23 protein-coding genes and 1 pseudogene are annotated in these 19,735 nt (G+C 71.4%); 14 read left to right on the top strand and 10 right to left on the bottom strand.

The features are described from left to right. Positions 1 to 50: 50 nt before the first annotated feature. From LRS04_RS09600 to LRS04_RS09590, 3 genes and pseudogenes are all read right to left on the bottom strand, one after another. A complete protein-coding gene (locus tag LRS04_RS09600) occupies positions 51 to 752 on the bottom strand; it encodes a TPM domain-containing protein (protein WP_257816171.1) in 702 nt (233 codons plus the stop codon). After that, a complete protein-coding gene (locus LRS04_RS09595; RefSeq protein WP_308238108.1) occupies positions 752 to 1,435 on the bottom strand; it encodes a TPM domain-containing protein in 684 nt (227 codons plus the stop codon). Before LRS04_RS09595 ends, LRS04_RS09600 begins: the two co-directional genes overlap by 1 nt. 184 nt (positions 1,436 to 1,619) lie before the next feature. Continuing rightward, positions 1,620 to 2,192 (bottom strand): annotated as a pseudogene (locus LRS04_RS09590) (LemA family protein); the annotation flags it as partial. Positions 2,193 to 2,491: 299 nt separating this feature from the next. On the opposite strand from LRS04_RS09590, the gene LRS04_RS09585 reads away from it, so the two are divergent. The 3 genes from LRS04_RS09585 to LRS04_RS09575 all read left to right on the top strand — a co-directional run bounded on the left by LRS04_RS09585 (position 2,492) and on the right by LRS04_RS09575 (position 6,962). After that, on the top strand, positions 2,492 to 4,075 hold the full coding sequence (locus LRS04_RS09585) for an AMP-binding protein (RefSeq protein WP_257816169.1): 1,584 nt from the start codon (positions 2,492 to 2,494) through the stop codon (positions 4,073 to 4,075). Positions 4,076 to 4,193: 118 nt separating this feature from the next. Then, complete coding sequence (locus LRS04_RS09580; RefSeq protein WP_257816168.1) at positions 4,194 to 5,489, top strand: amidohydrolase family protein; 1,296 nt, start codon at positions 4,194 to 4,196, stop codon at positions 5,487 to 5,489. A 306-nt stretch (positions 5,490 to 5,795) separates the two neighbouring features. After that, positions 5,796 to 6,962 carry a DegT/DnrJ/EryC1/StrS aminotransferase family protein gene (locus tag LRS04_RS09575; RefSeq protein WP_257816167.1) on the top strand — a complete coding sequence of 389 codons (1,167 nt, stop codon included), beginning with the start codon at positions 5,796 to 5,798 and terminating at the stop codon, positions 6,960 to 6,962. Between the two features lie 6 nt (positions 6,963 to 6,968). Here LRS04_RS09575 and LRS04_RS09570 read toward each other — a convergent pair whose 3' ends face one another. After that, entirely contained in the window at positions 6,969 to 7,838 is an 870-nt protein-coding gene (locus LRS04_RS09570) for a patatin-like phospholipase family protein (protein ID WP_257816166.1), read from the bottom strand. A 150-nt stretch (positions 7,839 to 7,988) separates the two neighbouring features. On the opposite strand from LRS04_RS09570, the gene LRS04_RS09565 reads away from it, so the two are divergent. Genes LRS04_RS09565 through LRS04_RS09550 form a run of 4 tightly spaced genes read left to right on the top strand, consistent with a single transcriptional unit; the run spans position 7,989 to position 10,333 of the window. Beyond that, positions 7,989 to 8,954, top strand: a complete 966-nt coding sequence (locus LRS04_RS09565) for a zinc-binding alcohol dehydrogenase family protein (RefSeq protein ID WP_257816165.1) — start codon at positions 7,989 to 7,991, stop codon at positions 8,952 to 8,954. Between the two features lie 10 nt (positions 8,955 to 8,964). Then, a complete protein-coding gene (locus tag LRS04_RS09560) occupies positions 8,965 to 9,750 on the top strand; it encodes an SDR family NAD(P)-dependent oxidoreductase (protein ID WP_257816164.1) in 786 nt (261 codons plus the stop codon). Continuing rightward, on the top strand, positions 9,747 to 10,043 hold the full coding sequence (locus tag LRS04_RS09555) for a histidine phosphatase family protein (protein WP_257816163.1): 297 nt from the start codon (positions 9,747 to 9,749) through the stop codon (positions 10,041 to 10,043). The genes LRS04_RS09560 and LRS04_RS09555 overlap by 4 nt, the downstream gene beginning before the upstream one ends. Next, the gene (locus tag LRS04_RS09550) at positions 9,950 to 10,333 is read left to right on the top strand and encodes a histidine phosphatase family protein (protein WP_257816162.1); all 384 of its coding nucleotides are present in this window, start codon (positions 9,950 to 9,952) and stop codon (positions 10,331 to 10,333) included. Before LRS04_RS09555 ends, LRS04_RS09550 begins: the two co-directional genes overlap by 94 nt. Position 10,334: 1 nt before the next feature. Here LRS04_RS09550 and LRS04_RS09545 read toward each other — a convergent pair whose 3' ends face one another. Then, the gene (locus tag LRS04_RS09545; RefSeq protein ID WP_257816161.1) at positions 10,335 to 10,610 is read right to left on the bottom strand and encodes a hypothetical protein; all 276 of its coding nucleotides are present in this window, start codon (positions 10,608 to 10,610) and stop codon (positions 10,335 to 10,337) included. Positions 10,611 to 10,736: 126 nt separating this feature from the next. Here LRS04_RS09545 and LRS04_RS09540 point away from each other — a divergent pair, with 126 nt between their 5' ends. From LRS04_RS09540 to LRS04_RS09530, 3 genes are read left to right on the top strand one after another with little or no spacing between them, the layout of a single operon-like run. Further along, entirely contained in the window at positions 10,737 to 11,483 is a 747-nt protein-coding gene (locus LRS04_RS09540) for a YebC/PmpR family DNA-binding transcriptional regulator (RefSeq protein ID WP_257816160.1), read from the top strand. Positions 11,484 to 11,488: 5 nt separating this feature from the next. Continuing rightward, the gene (locus tag LRS04_RS09535; protein ID WP_257816159.1) at positions 11,489 to 11,698 is read left to right on the top strand and encodes a hypothetical protein; all 210 of its coding nucleotides are present in this window, start codon (positions 11,489 to 11,491) and stop codon (positions 11,696 to 11,698) included. A gap of 44 nt (positions 11,699 to 11,742) precedes the next feature. Beyond that, complete coding sequence (locus LRS04_RS09530) at positions 11,743 to 12,441, top strand: MgtC/SapB family protein (protein WP_257816158.1); 699 nt, start codon at positions 11,743 to 11,745, stop codon at positions 12,439 to 12,441. Between the two features lie 12 nt (positions 12,442 to 12,453). Here LRS04_RS09530 and LRS04_RS09525 read toward each other — a convergent pair whose 3' ends face one another. Next, positions 12,454 to 13,467, bottom strand: coding sequence for a DUF4118 domain-containing protein (locus LRS04_RS09525; RefSeq protein ID WP_257816157.1), 1,014 nt, complete (start codon positions 13,465 to 13,467; stop codon positions 12,454 to 12,456). A gap of 91 nt (positions 13,468 to 13,558) precedes the next feature. On the opposite strand from LRS04_RS09525, the gene LRS04_RS09520 reads away from it, so the two are divergent. The 3 genes from LRS04_RS09520 (at position 13,559) to LRS04_RS09510 (ending at position 16,524) form a co-directional block, all read left to right on the top strand. Beyond that, the gene (locus LRS04_RS09520) at positions 13,559 to 15,046 is read left to right on the top strand and encodes a CHASE3 domain-containing protein (protein WP_257816156.1); all 1,488 of its coding nucleotides are present in this window, start codon (positions 13,559 to 13,561) and stop codon (positions 15,044 to 15,046) included. Between the two features lie 216 nt (positions 15,047 to 15,262). Further along, positions 15,263 to 15,493, top strand: coding sequence for a response regulator (locus LRS04_RS26755; protein ID WP_308238107.1), 231 nt, complete (start codon positions 15,263 to 15,265; stop codon positions 15,491 to 15,493). Next, positions 15,490 to 16,524, top strand: coding sequence for a sensor histidine kinase (locus LRS04_RS09510; protein ID WP_257816155.1), 1,035 nt, complete (start codon positions 15,490 to 15,492; stop codon positions 16,522 to 16,524). Before LRS04_RS26755 ends, LRS04_RS09510 begins: the two co-directional genes overlap by 4 nt. Before the next feature lie 11 nt (positions 16,525 to 16,535). On the opposite strand, the gene LRS04_RS09505 is transcribed toward LRS04_RS09510, so the two are convergent. Continuing rightward, positions 16,536 to 17,558, bottom strand: coding sequence for a hypothetical protein (locus LRS04_RS09505; RefSeq protein ID WP_257816154.1), 1,023 nt, complete (start codon positions 17,556 to 17,558; stop codon positions 16,536 to 16,538). A 19-nt stretch (positions 17,559 to 17,577) separates the two neighbouring features. Between LRS04_RS09505 and LRS04_RS09500 the strand changes: the two genes are divergently transcribed. Then, positions 17,578 to 18,696, top strand: coding sequence for an SLC13 family permease (locus LRS04_RS09500; protein WP_257816153.1), 1,119 nt, complete (start codon positions 17,578 to 17,580; stop codon positions 18,694 to 18,696). On the opposite strand, the gene LRS04_RS09495 is transcribed toward LRS04_RS09500, so the two are convergent. The 3 genes from LRS04_RS09495 to LRS04_RS09485 are packed head-to-tail and all read right to left on the bottom strand — an operon-like array spanning position 18,693 to position 19,594. Further along, a complete protein-coding gene (locus LRS04_RS09495) occupies positions 18,693 to 18,929 on the bottom strand; it encodes a DUF5985 family protein (RefSeq protein WP_257819060.1) in 237 nt (78 codons plus the stop codon). The two genes, LRS04_RS09500 and LRS04_RS09495, sit on opposite strands and share 4 nt — an antisense overlap. A gap of 42 nt (positions 18,930 to 18,971) precedes the next feature. After that, positions 18,972 to 19,244 carry a DUF5985 family protein gene (locus tag LRS04_RS09490; protein WP_257816152.1) on the bottom strand — a complete coding sequence of 91 codons (273 nt, stop codon included), beginning with the start codon at positions 19,242 to 19,244 and terminating at the stop codon, positions 18,972 to 18,974. Next, positions 19,241 to 19,594, bottom strand: coding sequence for a hypothetical protein (locus LRS04_RS09485; RefSeq protein WP_257816151.1), 354 nt, complete (start codon positions 19,592 to 19,594; stop codon positions 19,241 to 19,243). The genes LRS04_RS09490 and LRS04_RS09485 overlap by 4 nt, the downstream gene beginning before the upstream one ends. Between the last annotated feature and the right edge of the window lie 141 nt (positions 19,595 to 19,735).

The raw sequence follows: 19,735 nt of genomic DNA, 5'->3' as shown, positions 1-19,735 counted from the left end.
CGCGCGCGCCGGCGGACAACCGGTCGGGCCGATTCGCCGCAGCCGGGGGGCTAGCCGCGCGGCAGCAGCACCACGGCGTCGGGCAGCTCATTGGGATTGTCGCCGGGCTTGGCCGGGAAGCGCTCGGCCAGGATGTCGGCGCACAGCGCGATGGCCGCGGCGAAGCCGGCCGAAGGCTCGCGGCGCTTCAGGCCCGCCATCAGGGCCGCCATCGGCTTCTCCCAGGCCTCCGGGGGAACCTGGCCGGCGATGCCCGCGTCGGCGATCAGCTCGGCCATGTGCTCGTCCAGCGAGACGTAGATCAGCACGCCGGTCCGCTCGCGGGTGGCGTGCAGGTTCTTGGCGGCGAAATGCGCCAGGGCCTCGCGCCGCACGCGGTCGCGCTTCAGGCCCCGGGGCGTCAGCCGCAGCCGCACGGCGTCCAGGCTGACCACGAGCGCGGTGACCACGAAGAGCACGAGCTGCAGCAGGATGGCGTCCAGCAGGCTCTGCCGCGCGGCGGCCTGGGCGGTCTGGGCCGCGCTCCAGTCCGGCGTCAGGTCCGGCAGGGCGACGGGCGCGCCGAGCATCAGCAGCAGCGCCGGCCCCAGGAGCGCGACGCCGGCCGCCCAGGCGAGCGGGGTCTCGAAGTAGTCCGAGCTGTCCTCGGCGACCACGCAGTAGATCTCGCCCGTGGTTCGGGCCTCGGCCTCGCGCACGGCCGCGGCGATCGCCGCCTGGTCGGAGGGGGAGATCAGAGGGTCGTTCGCCATCACCAGCTCCCCGAGGATCCGCCGCCGCCGAACGAGCCGCCGCCGCCGGAGAAGCCACCGCCGCCGCCCCAGCCGCCGCCGCCGCGGCGGCCGCCGCTGTTCGACAGGATGAGCGGCAGCAGCCACCAGAGGCCGCTCGACCGGCCGCGACGCCGCCGCCCGAAGGCGCCCAGGATGCCGCCCAGCACCCAGAGCACGACGAAGAAGATGAAGATCAGCGGGATCCCGCCGCCGCCACTCTCGGCCTGGCGCTTCACCTGCTGCTGGGCCTGGGCCGCGCGGGCGCCGGCCTCCTCGTCGGGCAGGGAGAGCTGCTGGATGAGCGACTCGGTCCCGGCCACCACGCCGCCTTCCATGTCGCCCGCCTTGAACCTCGGCAGGATGGCGCTGCTGATGATCACGCTGGTGAGCGCGTCGGTGAGCACGCCCTCGAGGCCATAGCCGACCTCGATGCGCACCTTCCGCTCGTTGGGCGCGACGATCAGCAGGGCGCCGTCGTTCTCGGCCTTCGAGCCGATGCCCCAGGCGCGGCCGAGCTGGTAGCCGTACTCCTCGATCTCATAGCCCTGCAGGTCCGGCAGGGTGGCGACCACGAGCTGGCGGCCGGTCGCGGCCTCGAGCTGGGCGAGCTCGCCGTCGAGCTTCTGCTCCGTCGCCGGCGACAGGAGGTTGGCGTTGTCCACCACGCGGCCGGTGAGCGGCGGGAACTTCGGCTGGGCGAGGACGCCCGTGGCCGAGCCGAGGAGGACGAGGAGCGCGAGGACGAGGCCCCGCGCTCCCGCAAGGGCTGTCATCACTGGGGCGCGGGCGCCGGGACGGGGGCCGGCAGCGCGGGCGGGGCCGCGCCGGGCGCGCGCCGTCCGGAACCGGCGCGCCGGGCTGGGTCCCGCCGAAGTCGACGGTGGGCGCGCTCTGCGCCGCGGCCGAGGCCTGGAAGAGCTGCATCGGCTTGGAGCCGCCGTGGATGGTCTTGGCCCAGATGACCGTCGGGAAGGTCCGGAGGCTGGTGTTGTAGTCCTGGACCGCGGCGTTGTAGTCGCGCCGGGCGACGGCGATGCGGTTCTCGGTGCCCTCGAGCTGGCTCTGCAGGGCCAGGAAGTTCTGGTTCGACTTCAGGTCCGGATAGCGTTCCTGGATCATCATCAGCCGTCCGAGCACGCCGGTCAGACGGTCCTGGGCCTGCTGGTATTGCTGGAACTGGGCCGGGTCGGTCAGGGTCGAGGCGTCCACCTGCACCTGGGTCGCCGAGGCGCGCGCCTCGGTCACCTCGCGCAGCACGGTGCGCTCCTGGGCGGCGTAGCCGCGGACGGTCTCCACGAGGTTCGGGATCAGGTCGGCCCGTCGCTGGTACTGGCTCTGCACGTCGCCCCAGCGGGCGCGGGCGGCCTCCTCCTTAGTCGGAATGGTGTTGATGCCGCAGCTGGCGAGCACCGGGGCCATGAGGATCACGGCCAGCAGGGTCAGGCGTTTGCGAAGCGTGTTCACGTTTGCGGAGCTCCCCGAAGTGTCCAAGCTCAAGCTTGGTGTCCCCAGAATGTGGTTGCGACATTGATCGCGCGCAATCGGCAACGCGCAAGGCCGGCGATCGAGCCCTGACGCAAGGGAATTGGCGCCCGTCGCCCGGCGTGATTTGGTGAGGGCCGAGGCCGGACGCCGGGCCAGCGGAGCCATTTCGCCCGCGGTCCCCGCGCCTCCAATGAAGAGCAGGTGCGCCAGCCATTCGGCGCGGGAGGGATTTGATGGAAGCCTTGAAGGAACGCATGGACCTCGACGCGCAGCTCGCCGCCGCGCAGATGTCCGGGATGACCGCCGCGGTGTGGGCCAAGGTCCAGCCGGACCGGCCGGCGGTGATCGATCCCGACGGGACCACGCGGACCTTCGCCGAGGTCAACGCTACGGCCAACCGGCTCGCCCGGCTGATGCGCGACGCGGGCCTGAAGGCCGGGGACTCGGTCGCCCTGGTCTGTTCCAACCGCCACGAGTTCGTCGAGGTGCTCGCCGCCACCAAGCGCGCCGGCCTGCGGATCACCCCGGTCAACTGGCACCTGACCGCCGACGAGATCGCCTACATCGTCCAGGACTGCGAGGCCAAGGCGCTGTTCGCCGAGGCCCGCGTGGCCGCCTCCGGCCCCGCCGCCGCCCAGTGCCCGGGCCTCGCCCTGAAGATCGCCATCGGCGGCGCCATCGACGGCTTCCAGGGCTACGAGGACGCGCTGGCCGGCCTCGACGGCTCGGACATCGAGGACCCGGTCCTCGGCAACCAGATGATGTACACCTCCGGCACCACCGGCCGGCCGAAGGGGGTCTTCCGCCCGAACCCGGTGATCGCCCCGCCGGGGATCTACCAGCTCCGCGGCTACGACGAGAACTCGGTGCAGCTCTGCGCCGGCCCGGCCTACCACGCCGCCCCGCTGGCCTTCGACGTCAACGCCGCCATGGGCGCCGGCGCGCCGCTCGTCTTCCTCGACAAGTGGGATAGCGAGCAGGTCCTGAAGACCATCGTCGAGCGCAGGGTCACCCACCTGCACCTGGTGCCGATCATGTTCCAGCGCCTGCTGGCGCTGCCCGACGAGGTGAAGGCGAAGTATGACGTGAGCCACGTCAAATACATCGTCCACGGCGCGGCCCCCTGCCCGCCCGAGGTCAAGCTGGCCATGATCGAGTGGTTCGGCCCGGTGCTCAGCGAATACTACGCCGGCTCCGAGGGCGGGGCGGGCTTCACCATCACCTCGGAGGAGTGGCTGCAGAAGCCGGGCAGCGTCGGCAAGCGGCCCGCGCTCCTCGGCTCCAAGATCCTCGACGAGGAAGGCAACGAGCAGCCGCCCGGCGTGCCCGGGACCATCTACCACCAGCTCCCGCCCGGCGGCGGCTTCACCTACTACAAGGACGAGGCCAAGACCCAGGCGAACCGGGTCGGCAACTATTTCACCATGGGCGACGTCGGCTACTTCGACGAGGACGGCTACCTGTTCCTCACCGGCCGCAACGCCGAGACGATCATCTCGGGCGGGGTGAACATCTACCCGCAGGAGATCGACAACGAGCTGATCAAGCACGACGCCGTGGCCGACTCGTCGACGGTCGGCGTGCCCGACGAGCAGTGGGGCGAGCAGGTCCGCGCCGTGATCATGCTGAAGGCCGGCTACGAGCCGTCGGCCGAACTGGAGCAGGAGATCCTGGCCTTCGCCCGGGCCAACCTGCCCAGCTTCAAGGTCCCGAAGAAGATCGACTTCGTCACCGACCTCCCCCGCTCGGAAGCCGGCAAGATCCAGCGCAACAAGGTCCGCGCGCCCTACTGGGAAGGGCGCAAGCGGCAGATCTGAGCAGATCCCGGCCGTCATCCCAGGCACATCGCCTAGGATGACGCCGGAGAAAGCGCCCTTCCCTATCCGTCCGCCCGCTGCTTAAGCTCCGCGCCTCAAGTACCCGGGGGATTTCCAGATGAACCGCTTCCTGACCGGCGCCGCGCTGGCCGTCGCGCTCGCCCTGCCGGCCGCGGCGCAGGCGCCGGCTGCACAGACCACCTTCGTCCAGGCCGGCCGCCTGCTGGCCGACCCGGCGAGCGGCAGGGTCGAAACCCAGAAGACCCTGGTCATCCAGAACGGCAAGGTCGTCCGCATCGCCGACGGCTTCGTGTCCGAACCGGGCGGTAAGGTCGTCGACCTCCGGGACCAGTTCGTCCTGCCGGGCCTGATCGACAGCCATGTCCACATCACTGGCGAGCAGGGCCCGACCAGCCGTCTCGACGAGGTCACCCAGTCCTCCGCCGAACAGGCGATGATCGGCGCCCGCTTCGCGAAGAAGACCCTGCTGGCCGGCTTCACCACGGTCGCGGACCTGGGCGCCGAGAACAGCGCCATCTTCGCCCTGCGCAAGGCGATCAGCCTCGGCGACGTGCCCGGCCCGCGCATCCTGGCCTCCGGCTCGGCGATCTCGGTGCACGGCGGCCACGGGGACGTGAACGGCTTCCGCGACGACGTCATGCACGTGCTGCGTCCGGGCTCGGTCTGCTCCGGGGCGGACGACTGCCGCCGCGCGGTGCGCGAACAGGTCTGGCAGGGCGCCGACGTCATCAAGATCACCGCCACCGGCGGCGTGCTCTCCAACACCGCGGCCGGCCTCGGCCAGCAGTTCAGCCAGGAGGAGCTCGACGCCATCGTCGATTCCGCCCACCGCATGGGCCGGCGCGTGACCGCCCACGCCCACGGCGGCGACGGCATCAACTCGTTCCTGAAGGCCGGCGGCGATTCCATCGAGCACGGCACCTACCTCGACAACGAGGGGATCCAGCTCCTCAAGAAGAACAAGGGCTACCTGGTGCCCACCCTGATGGCCGGCGACTTCGTCTACCGGATCGCGTCCGGCCCCAACAACTTCTTCACCCCCGCCCAGACCGCCAAGGCGCTGGAGGCCGGGCCGAAGATGCTGGACATGGCCAGGCGCGCCCACGCCGGCGGGGTGAAGATCGCGTTCGGCACCGACACCGGCGTCTCGGCCCACGGCGACAACGCCCAGGAGTTCGCCCTGCTGGTGAAGGCGGGCCTCACCCCGCTGGAGGCCGTACAGGCCGCCACCGTCAACGCCGCCGACCACTTCGGCCTGTCGAACGAGATCGGCGCGCTAACCCCCGGCAAGGCCGCCGACCTGATCGCCGTCCAGGGCGATCCGCTGTCGGACGTCCGGGTGCTGGAGAGGGTCGGCTTCGTGATGAAGGGCGGCGTCCAGGCGAAGCCTTAGCGCCCAAGTCCTTCACCTCCCCCGCGCAGCGGCGGGAGGGGGACCGCCCGCCGAGGTCAGCGCGAGCTGGCCGAAGAGCGGGGGTGGAGGGGCAGGCGGCCGGCAGTGGATAAGGCTTGCCCCCTCCACCCCCGGCTCTTCGCCTGCGGCTCGGCCGGCGGTCCCCCTCCCGCCATCGCTGGCGCGCTGGGGGAGATGAAGCGTTTGGCCTGCCCCGCTGTAAAACACCGTCACCAAGCGTGTTTGGCGGCGTGAGTCGGCGTATGCCATTAGGCGCCCGCTTCAGAAGACAGGGGCCGCCCCAGCATGCCTATCCCGTTCATCGACCTGCAGGCCCAGCGCCAGCGCCTCGGCCAGCCGCTGGAGGACGCGATCCTCAAGGTCGTGCGGTCGGGCGCCTACATCATGGGCCCTGAGATCGCCGCCTTCGAAGCCGAGATGGCCGCCTTCGGCGAGGCGCCCTTTGTGCTCTCCTGCGCGTCGGGCACCGACGCGCTCGTCCTGCCGCTGATGGCCTGGGGGATCGGGCCGGGCGACGCGGTCTTCTGCCCGTCCTTCACCTTCGCGGCGACCGCCGAGGCCATGCCGCTGGTCGGCGCCTCGCCGGTGTTCGTCGACGTGGACGCCCGCACCTACAACATGGATGCGAAGAGCCTGGAGGCCGCGATCCAGGCGGTGAAGGCGAAGGGCGAGCTGACGCCGAAGGCTGTCATCGCCGTCGACCTGTTCGGCCAGCCGGCCGACTATCCGGCGATCCGCAAGGTCTGCGACGCCCACGGCCTGAAGCTGATCGCCGACAGCGCCCAGGGCTTCGGCTGCACCCTCGGCGGCAGGCACCCGATCCACTGGGCGGACGTGGCCACCACCTCCTTCTTCCCGGCCAAGCCGCTCGGCTGCTACGGCGACGGCGGCGCGGTGCTGTCGAAGGACGCCCGCTTCCACGATCTTCTGGTCTCGCTGCGCGTCCATGGCCAGGCGGTGAAGTCGGACCTGGAAGGCCGCACCTTCGACCACGATCCGCGCTACCTGAACGTCCGCGTCGGCACCAACAGCCGGATGGACACCATCCAGGCCGCCGTCCTGCTCGAGAAGCTGAAGATCTTCCCCGACGAGATCGAGGCCCGGAACCGGGTGGCCGACCGCTACGCCGAGGGCCTCTCCGACCTGGTCACGGTCCCGACGGTGATCGAGGGCGGGGTCAGCGTCTGGGCGCAGTACACCATCGAGGCGCCGAACCGTGACGGCCTGGCCGCGGCGCTGCGCGAGAAGGGCGTGCCGACCGCCGTCTACTATCCGATCCCGATCCACCGGCAGGGCGTCTATTCGGTCTATCCGACCGCGCCGGACGGCCTGCCCGTCACCGAGGCCAAGGCCGGCCAGGTGATCAGCCTGCCGATGCACCCCTATCTGACGCCGGACGACCAGGACCAGGTGATCGCGGCCATCCGCGCGTTCGTGAAGGCGAACCGCTAGGGCGCGCTAGCCCCACACGCCCTTCAGGATCTCGGCCTGCCCGGCCGCCTGGGCGAGGCCCGCGCGCGCCGCGTCGGGGCGCCGGGTGAAGTCCATCAGGTTCGGCCCCAGCGCCGCCAGGCTGCCGTCGTCGGGGCCGATGACCACGACGCTCGCGCCGCCCTCCTGCAGGCTGTCGACCTCGGCCTCGAGCTGCGCCTGGGTGAGGCGGCCGATCTCGGTCTCGTCGCCCAGCCGGACGGCGACGATCACCACCAGGTCGTAGCCCGCCGCCAGGTCGGCGTTGGTCGAGGAGCGCATGCCGCCGTCGATGTAGCGCCGCCCGTCGATGGTCACCGGCGGATAGACGCCCGGCACGCTGCAGCTCGACGCCACCGCCCGGTCGAGCGGCGCTCCGGCATGCGCGGTCCACAGCCGGAACCCGCCGTCCTCGGCGTCGACGGCCGTGCAGGCGAAGTCCCTGGCGGGCCAGGCTGTCTGGCCGGCGAAGCTGCGTCCGAAGGTGGCGAGGAAGGCGTCCTCGTCCATCGTCTCGGCATGCAGGGCGAAGGCCCCGATCTCGGCGCGGACCTCGGCCGGGTTTCGCTTGCCGCCCCGCGCCTCGGCCATCAGCGCCACGAGGGGGCCGAGGGCGGCGGGCGCGCCGCCGGACGGCGCCCGCCCGGCCTGGGTCTCCCGGAGCACGGGATCGGCCAGGGTCTTCGGATCGGCGCCGAGCGCCAGCCGGGCGCCCACGAAGGATCCCGCCGAGGTGCCCATGATGAAGTCGGCCTGGGAGAGGTCGACACCGGCCTGGGCGAAGCCGGCGATCAGGCCGCTTTCCCAGGCGATCCCGACGGGCCCACCGCCGCCGAGCACCAGAGCGCGCGTCGTCATGTTGTCTTCCCGACTCTCGTTTGTAGCCGGCAACATCGGCGACCCGCCGGCCGATGTCACCCCCGGTTCCGGGACGGAACCTGCGACCCTTGCGCCCGCCGCCCGGCCGTGGTTGGTGGCGGTCAAACAGATGTTTGACGGGAGGGTCCGATGAAGGCTGCGGTCTATCACGAGAACGGGGGTCCCGAGGTCCTGCGCTACGAGGACGTGCCGGATCCGGAATGCCATCCGAAGGGCATCGTGATCCGCGTCGAAGCGGTGTCCATCGAGGGCGGCGACACGCTGAACCGCTTCCGCGGACCGCTCGTCACCCGGCCGCACATCGTCGGCTACCAGGCCGCCGGCGAGGTGGTCGAGGTCGGCGCCGAGGTCACTACGATCAAGGTCGGCCAGAAGGTCGTCACCACCGGCGCCTTCGGCAGCCACGCCGAACTGCGCGCCGTGCCGGCCCGCACCGCCTGGGTGATCCCCGACGGCATGGACGTGAAGCAGGCCGCCGTGGTCCCCGTGCCGTTCGGGACCGCCGACGACTGCCTGTTCGAGTTCGGCCGGATGAAGAAGGGCGAGATTGTCCTCGTGCAGGCCGGCGCGTCGGGCGTCGGCGTCGCCGCCATCCAGCTCGCCGCCCGTGCGGGCGCGGCCATGGTGATCGCCACCGCCTCGTCCGATGAGCGGCTAGAGCGCCTGAAGGCCTTGGGCCTGACCCACGGCATCAACTACAAGACCCACGACGTGGTGCAGGAGGTGGGCCGGCTCACCGACAAGCACATGGCCGACGTGATCGTGGATTCGGTCGGCGGCCCCACCCTGCAGGGCTCGATCCTCAGCCTGGCCTATCGGGGCCGGGTCTCCATGGTCGGCCAGGCGGGCCGCGAGCCGATGAAGGTGGACGTGGGCTCGATGATGGGCGGCAACCGCAGCCTGTCGGGCGTCTTCCTGGGCGCCGAGATCAACACCGACCGGGTGCACGACAACATCCAGCGGCTGATCGAGGACGTCGCGAAGGGCGAGCTGAAGGCGGTCATCGACCGCGAGTTCCCGCTCTCCGAAGCCGCCGAGGCCCACCGCTACATCGAAAGCCGCCAGGCCGTGGGCCGGGTGCTGCTGATCCCGTAAGGAGTACGACATGGGACGTCTTTCCGGCCGCACGGCCGTCATCACCGGCGCGGCGAGCGGCATCGGCCGCGCGGCCTCCCTGCTGTTCGCCCGCGAAGGCGCCAGCGTGCTCTGCGTCGACCGGGCCGGGACCGTGGACGAAACGGCAGCGGCGATCACCGCTGCCGGCGGCAAGGCGGTCGCCATGACCGGCGACGCGGGCGACGAGGCCTGCGTGAAGGACTACATCGGCCGCGCCGAGCGCGAGTTCGGCGGGCTGGACGTGGTCTGGGCCAACGCCGGCATCTCCGGCGGCTGGGTCGAGTACCAGGACCAGGACGCCGCCCACTGGGCCGAGATCCTGCGGATCAACCTGATCGGCGCGTTCCTGGCGGTGAAGCACGCCTCGGCCGTGATGATCCCCAAGGGCAAGGGCTCGATCATCCTCACCGCCTCGGTGGCGGGCATCCGCTCCGGGGCCGGCGGCTCGCCCTATTCGGCGTCCAAGGCCGGGGTCATCAGCCTCGCCCAGACCGCGGCCAACGAGTTCTACGGCACCGGCGTCCGGGTGAACGCGATCGCGCCCGGCCTGATCGAAACCGGCATGACCAAGCCGATCTTCGACGGCGCCCGGGCCCGCGGCAACGAGGACAAGATCGGCCAGCTCAATCCGCTGACCCGCTACGGCGTGCCCGACGAGATCGCGCACGCGGCGCTGTTCCTGGCCTCGGACGACAGCAGCTACGTCAACGGCCAGACGATCGCGGTCGACGGCGGGCTGTCCACGTCCCACCCGGTGGTCCGCCGCAAGCGGTGATCTACCTCGTCCGGCACGGCCAGACCGAGTTCAACCGCGAGCAGCGGCTGCAGGGCCATGTGGATTCGCCGCTGACCGAGCTCGGCCTGCGCCAGGCCGGCGCGGTGGCGGCGCTGCTCAAGGACCTCACCGCCGGCCAGCCCGGCTGGCGGGTGGTGTCGAGCCCGCTCGGCCGCGCGCGCGGAAGACCGCCGAGGTGGTGGCCGCCGCCCTGGGCGCGGAGGTCGAGGAGGACCGCCGGCTGGTCGAGCTCTCCTGGGGCGACTGGGACGGCCGGCTGCGCAGCGACCTGATGGCCGCCTTCCCGGACGCGTTCGGGACCTCCGGCTGGGCCTTCGACGCCCCGACCGGCGAGACCTACGCCTCGGTCTGCGCGCGCATGGCGGACTGGCTGGCCGACCTGCCGCCCGAACCGGAGCGCCGGGTGATCGCGGTCAGCCACGGCGTCGCCGGCCGCGTCTTGCGCGGCGTTTACGCGAATATGGAAAAGGACCGCACGGTGGAGCAGCACGTGCCCCAGGACGCCGTCTACCGGCTGTCCGGCGGCGCCATCGAGCGCATCGACTGCCCGCCCTTCGACTAGGCTAGTGCGGCCAGCGCACCGAGCTGCGCCAGCGCTTCACGCGGGCCGGAAAGGCCTCGCGGTCCTCGGCCTTCATCAGGTGCAGCACGGCGAACACCGCCGCCGTGGTCAGGGCGCCCAGGGCGAACGCGCCGACGGCGGCCACCGTCGCCCCGGTCGGCCCGAGGCCCAGCGGCCGGGGCGCCATCCAGTGGACGACCTCGCCGTTCGGCTCGTTCGGCAGGACGTCGTCCCAATCCTCGTAACCCTTGGCCTCGTGGTCGGTCGCCTCGGTCATCTCACGCCGCCTCTGCTTCAGCTCACCCTCTTGCCGCTAACCCCCGCGCATGGCGGGGGTTCCTTTCGCCCGCCCCTCAAGGGTAGAAGCGGCGACCATACTCTCACGACCTGCCGCAAACGGACCATGGCCGGACACTCAAAGTTCAAGAACATCATGCACCGCAAGGGCCGCGCCGACAGCGTGCGGTCCAAGCTGTTCTCCAAGCTCTCGCGCGAGATCACCGTGGCGGCCAAGGCCGGCCTGCCCGATCCGGCGATGAACGCCCGCCTGCGCCTGGCCGTGGCCAACGCCAAGGCCGAGTCCATGCCGAAGGACGGCATCGACCGGGCGATCAAGAAGGCGGTCGGCGGCGACGCGGAGACCTATGACGAAATCCGCTACGAGGGCTTCGGCCCGGGCGGCGTCGGCGTCATCGTCGAGGTGCTGACCGACAACCGCAACCGCGCGGCGGCCAACGTCCGGGCGATCTTCTCCAAGAACGGCGGCAACCTCGGCGAAACGGGCTCGGTCTCGTTCATGTTCGACCGGGTCGGCCAGATCGTCTATGCGGCCGCCGCCGGCTCCGAGGACGCCGTCATGGAGGCCGCCATCGAGGCCGGCGCCGAGGACGTGGAGTCCGATGAGGAAGGCCACACCATCTACACCGCCTTTGAGAGCCTCAACGAGGTCGCCCAGGCGCTGGAGGCGACGCTGGGCGAAGCCAAGTCCACCGCCATCGCCTGGCGGCCCAAGTCGCTGACCCCCATAGAGGGCGATCCGGCGGCGACGCTCATGAAGCTGATCGAGAGCCTCGAGGACGACGACGACGTTCAGAACGTCTGGTCGAACGAGGACATCCCGGCGGCCGAGCTCGAGCGGCTGGCGGGCTGATCCCGGTGGCGCGCAAGGACGATCCCCGGATCACCGACCTGGCCCGCTACCGCCGGGCCCGCGAACAGGCGCGCCGCCAGCCCCCGCCGAAGCCCACGCCGCCCCAGGCGGCGGGCAGCCAGAGCTTCCTCGGCGGCCGCAGGAACGCGGGCCTGATCCTGGCCATCGTCGTGCTCGTGCTGCTGGCGCTCTATGTGGGGCCGATGCTCTTCTAGCGCCGCGTCTGCAACCGCTGGCGGCGCGCTGTCATTGAAGCGTCATGGTCGGCGCCGCGGGTCCCTTCATCGAATATGTGCTGCCCGTCGCGGGCTCGGTGCTGGCCGGCGCGGCGATCGGCTTCGAGCGCGAGTACCGCGGCCGGCCGGCGGGTCTGCGCACCCACATCCTGGTCAGCCTCGCCTCCGCGCTGCTGATGCTGGCGGCGGTGCACCAGGTGCGCTGGCTGACCGACACGCCGCACGACGTGATCCGCATCGATCCGGTGCGCATGGCGCACGGCATCCTCACCGGCATCGGCTTCCTCTGCGGCGGGGTGATCTTCCGCAACGGGCTGTCGGTGCATGGCCTGACCACGGCGGCGTCGCTGTGGATCACCTCGGCGCTCGGCACGCTCTACGGCGTCGGCTTCTACGGCCTGGCGATCGGCGGCACGTTCGCCACGCTGCTGGTGCTGACCCTGCTTCGGGTGGTCGACAGCCGGATGCCGAAGATCGCCGTGCTCGACGTCGCCGTCGCCTACCGCCGCGAGGGCGACCCTCCGGAGCCGGCGTTCCGGGAGCTCCTGGCGTCGCTGGACATGACCGCCCCGACGCTCGGCCACCGCCTGCACGCCGAAGGCCAGGCGATCGAGCTGACCGCCGCCCTGCACAGTCGCAGCGCGGCCGCCGAAGAACTGGTCAAGCGCCTCTGCGCCGATCCGCGGGTCGTCGCCTTCGAGATCAACCCCCGGAACGACTAGGGCCCGCAGGCCTCAGTGCACGGTCTGCTCGGCCAGGGCCGGCTGCAGCGGCCGGCCGCCGGCCTCGAAGGCCAGCTCCGCCACGCCCGCCCGCCCCTCGCGGCGGAAGCGCAGCGCCGCGCCGAGCTGCTCGACCACGGCGCGCAGCAGATAGCCCTCGGCCAGGGAGCCGAGCTGCCGGGCGGCGCGCGGATCGGTGACCACCACCTCCACCCGCCGGCCGGCGGCGTCGGAGGCCAACCGCACGATGATCGGGCCGTCCGGATGGCCGTTCAGCAGGCTGTCCAGGCATTCGAGCAGGGCGGCGGCGAGCGCGGTGGCGGCCTCCTGGCTCAGCCCCATCTCGGCGTTGACGATGACCGCCACCCGGTCGCGCCGTTCGCCGCGCGACTCGAGCAGCGTCGCCACGATCCGCTCGGCCACCTGTCCGAACCGCACCGGCTCGGTGGGCAGGCCCGAGAGCTCGGCATGGGCGCGGGAAATCTGCAGCGAGCGCTCGGCGGCCTTCTTCAGCCCCGCCGACACCGTCGGCTCGGGCTCGCCCTTGGCCTGCAGGGCCAGAACGCCGGCCACCAGGCGCAGGTGATGGGTGATCCGCTGATTGACCTCGTGGAACAGCTCGGCGTGGGCGCGGGCCATGGCCTCGCTCTCGCCCTGCGCCACGGCAAGGCCCTTCAGGGCGCCGTTCAGCGAGCCGACCACATAGAGGACGACGGCGCTGTTCATGACGAACAGGAAGACGCCCGGCGCGGCGTCCATCGCCGCCTCGACGCCACGCGTCGCGCCGGAGAACAGGACGAAGCCGAGCACCGCCGAGACCAGCATGGCGACGGCGGCGTTGCGCGCCCCGAACACATAGCTGGCCAGGATCACCACCGGGAAATAGATCGACCACACCTGCTTCTCGCCGAGCATCGGATGCAGGCCGGCGCGGACGACCGTGGCGATCAGGATCAGGGCGGCGAGGGTGCGCAGCGGCCGGGCTTCCAGCCAGGCCAGGGCGCGGCGCCAGGAATTCGTACTCATCGTCGCCGTCATAGCATGCCTGCGCCGCGCGGCGCAGGCATGTGTCGGGCTTCGACTTGACGGTCGCCGGTGAAGCCCGCCACTAGCGGGAATGCCCGCGCTTTCCGCCCGCCTCGTCAACAGCCTCGTCGTCGCGGCCGTGATCCTCGGCTTCCTGACCGTCATCGGCGTGGGCCTGGGCGCGGTGCGCACCCTGCAGCGGAACATCGCCTTCACCGAACGCGTCGAACACACCTACCAGGTCGTGCGCGCGCTGTCGGACTACGGCCTGATCAACGAGCGGATCGAGACTGCACGGCGCGGCTACCTGCTGGCGGGCGACCCCCAGTTCCTGGACACCTTCCGCGCGGCCGCCGCCGCCACCGGGCCTGCGATCGACGAGATCGCCCGCCTTACGCGCGACAACCCCGAGCAGCAGGCCCGCGTCGCCGAACTGCGCACGCTCAGCCGCGAACAGCTTGCGGTCGCCGAGGACTCGATCCGCCGCAGCCGCGCCGGGGAATCCTACCGCACGCCGGCGTTCAACACCGAGCGTGGCGTCGCCCTGGTGCGCCAGATCCGCGGGATCACCCAGGCCATGGAAACCGCCGAGAGCAACCTTCTCGCCGCGCGCAACGCCGAACGGCTGGGCAGCCTGGACGAACTCTACCGGATCTCCGCCGCCGCCGCGGTGCTGCTGCTGGTGGTGGCCGTCGGCTCCACCTGGATCATCCTGCGCTTCACCCGCGACCTCACCGCTTCCCGCGCCGAGCTGCAGGCGGTGAACGCCGGCCTGGAGGACGCGGTGAAGGCCCGCACGGCCGACCTGCAGCGGGCCAACGACGAGATCCAGCGCTTCGCCTACATCGTCAGCCACGACCTGCGTTCGCCGCTGGTCAATGTCATGGGCTTCACCGCCGAGCTGGACGCGGCGATCAAGCCGCTCTCGACGCTGCTGGAGAAGGCCGAGACCGAGGCGCCCCAGATCGTCACTCAGGACGCCCGCATGGCGGTCCGCGACGACCTGCCGGAGAGCGTGCGCTTCATCCGCACCTCGACCCAGAAGATGGACCGGCTGATCAACGCCATCCTGCAGCTCTCCCGCCAGGGCCGCCGGGTGCTGACGCCCGAGCCGCTGGACATGCAGCGCCTGTTCGAAGGCATCGCCGGCAGCCTGAAGCACCGCCTGGACGAGAGTGGCGCCACCGTCGAGATCGCGCCCAACCTGCCGAACGTGGTCAGCGACCGCCTGGCCCTGGAGCAGATCTTCTCGAACCTGGTCGAGAACGCCCTCAAGTACGGCCGGCCGGGCGTCGCGGCCCGCGTGCAGATCCGGGGCCGGCGCGAAGGCCGCCGCGTAATCTACGAGGTCGTCGACAATGGCCGCGGCGTCGATCCCAAGGACCACGAGCGGATCTTCGAGCTGTTCCGGCGCGCCGGGCAGCAGGATCAGCCGGGCGAAGGCATCGGCCTGGCCCATGTGCGCGCCCTGGGCTATCGCCTCGGCGGAACGGTGACTTGCCAGTCCGCCCTTGACCAGGGGGCGACGTTCCGGGTTTCTCTACCGGCGGAGCTCGGGGGAGAAGGCAGCGCGGCATGAGTGAACAGCAACAGGTTTCCGTCACCATCGTCATGGTGGAGGACGACGAGGGCCACGCCCGGCTCATCGAGCGCAACATCCGGCGGGCCGGGATCAATAACCACATCCGCCACTTCGCGGACGGCACGAGCGCGGTGGATTACCTGACCCAGGCGAGCGACGGCCCGTCGCTGAACGGGCCGGCCCTGGTCCTGCTGGACCTCAACCTCCCCCGACATGAGCGGCACCGACATCCTGGCCCGCATCAAGTCGGACGAGAAGCTGAAGCGCACGCCGGTCGTGGTGCTGACCACCACCGACGACAAGGTGGAGATCCAGCGCTGCTACGACCTGGGCTGCAACGTCTACATCACCAAGCCGGTGAACTATGAGTCCTTCGCCGATGCGATCCGGCAGCTTGGCCTGTTCCTCTCGGTGATCCAGGTGCCCGAGGTCGAAGCCGGGTGAGCGAGGCGCCCCGCCACGTTCTCTACGTCGACGACGACGAAGGGCTGCGCGCCCTGGTGCGCCGCGCCCTGGAGCGGCGCGGCTATGTCGTGGACACCGCGGCCAGCGGCGAGGAGGGCCAGGCGAAGCTCCTGGAGCGGGCCTACGACATCGTCGCCCTCGACCACTACATGCCCGGCCGCGGCGGCTTCGAGACGCTGAAAGCGATCCTGACGGAGATCGCCGACCCGCCGCCCATCGTCTACGTCACCGGCTCCGACGAGACCCGCGTGGCCGTCGCCGCCCTGAAGGCCGGGGCCGCGGACTATGTGGTCAAGTCGGTCGGCGAGGAGTTCTTCGACCTGCTGGCCAACGCCTTCCAGAACGCCCTGGAGCAGACCCGGCTGCGCCGGCAGCACGCCGAGGCCCAGGCGGCGCTCGCCACCAGCAACGAGCGGCTGGAGACCCTGCTGCGCGAGGTGAACCACCGGGTCGCCAACAGCCTGCAGATCGTCTCCGCCTTCGTGCAGATGCAGGCCTCCATGGTCGGCGACGAGGGCGCCCGCAGCGCGCTCCGCGACACCCAGCGGCGGATCGAGGCCATCGTCCAGGTGCACCGCCGGCTCTACACCACCGACCAGGTGGAGTGGGTGGACATGCAGGACTACCTGGAGGCCCTGGTGCGCGAACTGGAAGGCACCTGCTCGACGCCGACGGCCCCGAGGTCGCTGAAGCTCACCGCCGACCCGATCCGGCTGGAGACCGACAAGGCCGTCTCGGTGGGCGTGATCGTCAACGAGCTGATCACCAACGCCTGCAAGTACGCCTATGCCGGCGACGAGGCCGGCGAGGTGCGCATCCACCTGGGCCGCGACGGCGCCCACGTCCTGCTGCGCGTCGAGGACGACGGCCGCGGCCTCGAGGGTGCGACGCCCAAGGGCACGGGGCTGGGCGGGCGGCTGATCCGGGCCATGGCCCACAGCCTGAACTCCAAGGTGGAGTATGAGCCGGCCGAGCGCGGCGTGCGCGCCGTCCTCCGGGTGCCCGCCTAGCCGCGACGCGGCTAGTTGCCCCAGTCCCCGAGCCGGCGTCCCTGGGCGTCCTCGATGGCCACGCGGTCGATGTCGGCCAGCACCAGGCAGACGGGCCGCCGGTCCGGATGACGGGCGGCGCAGCGCACCGGCCTGCGGTCCTCCGGCTCGGCGATGCGGCCCTCCAGCAGCAGGCGGAAGCCACCCGCGCCGGGCGGCGGATCGGGCGGCGCCTTCTCGGTGACCTCGTAGGGACGGCCGCCACGCCGGGTCACGCGCGAGCCGCCGGCCTCGAAGACCCGCGCGAAGCCGACCGTCTCCGGCTCCGCCATCCCCTCGGCGGGGCCCGGCGCCGGACAGCCCTCGGACGCCAGCCACGGCCGCCGGATCCAGAACCCGTCGATGGTCTCGGTCTCCGGCGTGCCGACCAGCGCCCTCGCCCAGTCGGCGTCGGTCCAGGTCTCGGGGCGGACGACCACCTTCAGCGTCTGGCGGTCCGCATCGTAGCTCCAGCCCGAGGCCGTCTCGCCCGCGGGCCCGAGGCAGCCCACCGGCAGCCGCAGGCTGAACCGCCGGCCGCCGAGCGCGGCGGCCACATCCGGATAGGCCCCGCCCGCCGCCGTCGCCGAGGCGGCCTGGGCGACCGCGCCCAGCAGCTCCGCGCGGCCGAGCACCGGCGGTGGCGGCGGTGGCGCGGGGGCAGGCGTGACCGGCGGTGGGCTGGGCTCCGGCGGAGGCGGCGGCGTCTCCCGCGGCGTGCAGCCGGCGAGGAACGCCAGGGCGCATAGCGCCGCCGCAAGGGCCGGCCGGCGCGGCCGTGAACGGACGATCGGCATGCCACGACCATAGCAGCCTCCGCCCGGATGGCCTACAAGCGCCCGATGACCTTCGACCAGGCCGCAGCGCTGGCCGTCCTGGTCGCCGTGATGGCGGCCCTCATCTGGAACCGGCTGCGCGCCGACGTGGTGGCGCTGGCCGGGGCTGCGATCCTGCTCGGACTGGGGGTGATCCGGCCGGTGGAGGCGCAGGGGGGCCTTCGCCAGTCCCGCCCTCATCGCGCTGGCCTCCCTGTTCGTGATCGCCTACGCCATGGAGCTGTCGGGCCTGCTCGACTTCCTGATCCGCATGGGGGTACGGCTGTGCGGCCGGCTCGGCGCGTTCGGGCTCTGGCTGATGATCGGCTTCTGCGGCGTCGCCTCGGCCTTCCTCAACAACACGCCGATCGTCGTCCTGGCGGCGCCCGTGGTGCGCGACGTGAGCCAGTCCCTGAAGCTGCCACCCCAGCGGTTCCTGATCCCGCTTTCGTACGTGACCATCCTGGGCGGGTGCTGCACCCTGATCGGCACCTCCACCAACCTGCTGGTCAACGACATGGCCCGCAGCTCGGGCCAGCCGGGCTTCGGCCTGTTCGACATCACGGCGGTGGGCGTGATCGTCGCCCTGGCGGGCTGCGCCTATCTTGTGCTGGTCGCGCCCCGGCTGCTCACCGGCCGCGACGGCCGTGAGCCCTCCTCCTACGCCCAGGCGGTGGAGGACGCGGTCACCGGCCGCGACGTCCCGGTCGGCGACGCCAGCCTGTTCGTCCAGCCGCGCCCGCTCGACCTGCGCCGCAGCCTCGCCTCGCTGGCGGTCTTCGTGGCCGTGGTCCTGGTCGCGGCGCTGGGCTACGCGCCGATCGCGGCGGCGGCCTTCACCGGCGCGGTCGGCCTGATCCTGACCCGGGTGATCAGCGCCGATGACGCCTACCGCGGCCTGCGGCCGGAGATCCTGATCCTCATCGCCGGCATGGTGGTGGTGGGCCTGTCCCTGGAGGTCACCGGGCTGGCGGCGGCGGCCACCGAGAGCCTGGCCGCCGTGATGCTTGGCCTGGGTCCGCAGGCGGCGCTGGCGCTGTTCTACCTGATCGCCCTGGTGCTGACCGAGATCCTGTCGAACGCCGCGGTGGCGGTGCTGCTGGCGCCGGTCGCGGTCGCCCTGGCCGAGAGCCTGGGGGTGAGCCCGCAGCCGTTCCTCGTGGGCCTGATGTTCGCCGCCAGCGCCGCGTTCGCCACGCCCTTCGGCTATCAGACCAATGTGCTGGTCTATGAGCTGGGCCGCTACGGCTACATGGACTTCGTGCGCGTGGGCCTGCCGCTGAACCTCGTCACCGGCGTGACGGCGGTGCTGGCGATCCCGCCGTTCTTCCCGTTCTAGCCGCCGCGCAGGTTCTTGCGCAGGATCGCCCAGATGATCAGCAGGAAGGCCAGTAGCCGAAGGGTGTAGATCGGCGCCTGGCTTTCATTGGGAATGCCCGTGAGCATGGGCAGCGGCTGGGCGATGGCGAGGAGGACGAAGGCCGCGGCGAAGGCCGCGAACAGGGTGTCCCCCGTCCGGCGCCAGAACCGCAGGAAGAACAGGCCCGCCACCAGGAAGCCGGCGGTCAGCAGGCCGTTGATGAAGCCCAGGACTTCAGGGGGTTTCGGTGGGGATCACTGCTCGGTCTCCCATACGAAGCCGTAGAGGAGAACCGCCAGCGCCAGGCCCGAGGTGAGCTGGCGGGCCGGGGTCAGGTAGACGTCCGGGAAGATCAGCTTGTCCGCCACCAGGAACAGGTTGTTGAGCGCCAGGAAGGCGAAGGCGACGGCCGTCCAGAGCAGCAGCTTGGTCCGGCTGCGGCCATAGGCGCGGAAAAGGAGCCAGGCGCAGACCACGCTGGTCGCCAGGCACAGGAGATAGACCGCGGTCGGCGCCCAGTCGTTCATTGCCCGTCTCCCCGGAACTTGAACGCATCGGCCAGGCCCTGCACAGGGTTCGAGGGTTTGGCGATGAGGTTGATGATCGCGACCGGCCGCTCGCGATAGGCCGCCTCCAGTCGCTCACTGAGCTCGGCGAGCACCGAACCGGCCGGGGCGTAGCCATAGCAGCCGGTGTCGTCGATCCGGACCAGCCCGCCCCGCTCGAACCGGACGAGATTGTCGTGCACGAGCGCCTGGCTGGCGCGCAGCTCGCGCACCAGCTCGGCCGGCTGCCAGCAGCGCGTGGGATCGCGCTTCAGCAGCAGCAGCAGCTCGAGCGCCCAGACCGAGCGCACGTGCTCGCGGACGAAGTCCATGAGGTCCTGTTCGGAAGCCAAGACGTTTCCCGTTGATCAGCGGGGGGGACCCTAGCGACTGAGCCCGCGCGATCAAGCTTGACCATGAAAGTTTGTCGCGGGCTTGGCCGTGCCGGTCGTCTGTGGGCAAACTGAACGCCG

It is taken from the genome of Phenylobacterium sp. J367, from assembly GCF_024699985.1.
Classification (GTDB): domain Bacteria; phylum Pseudomonadota; class Alphaproteobacteria; order Caulobacterales; family Caulobacteraceae; genus Phenylobacterium.
This window is presented reverse-complemented; position numbering and strand designations above follow the sequence as displayed.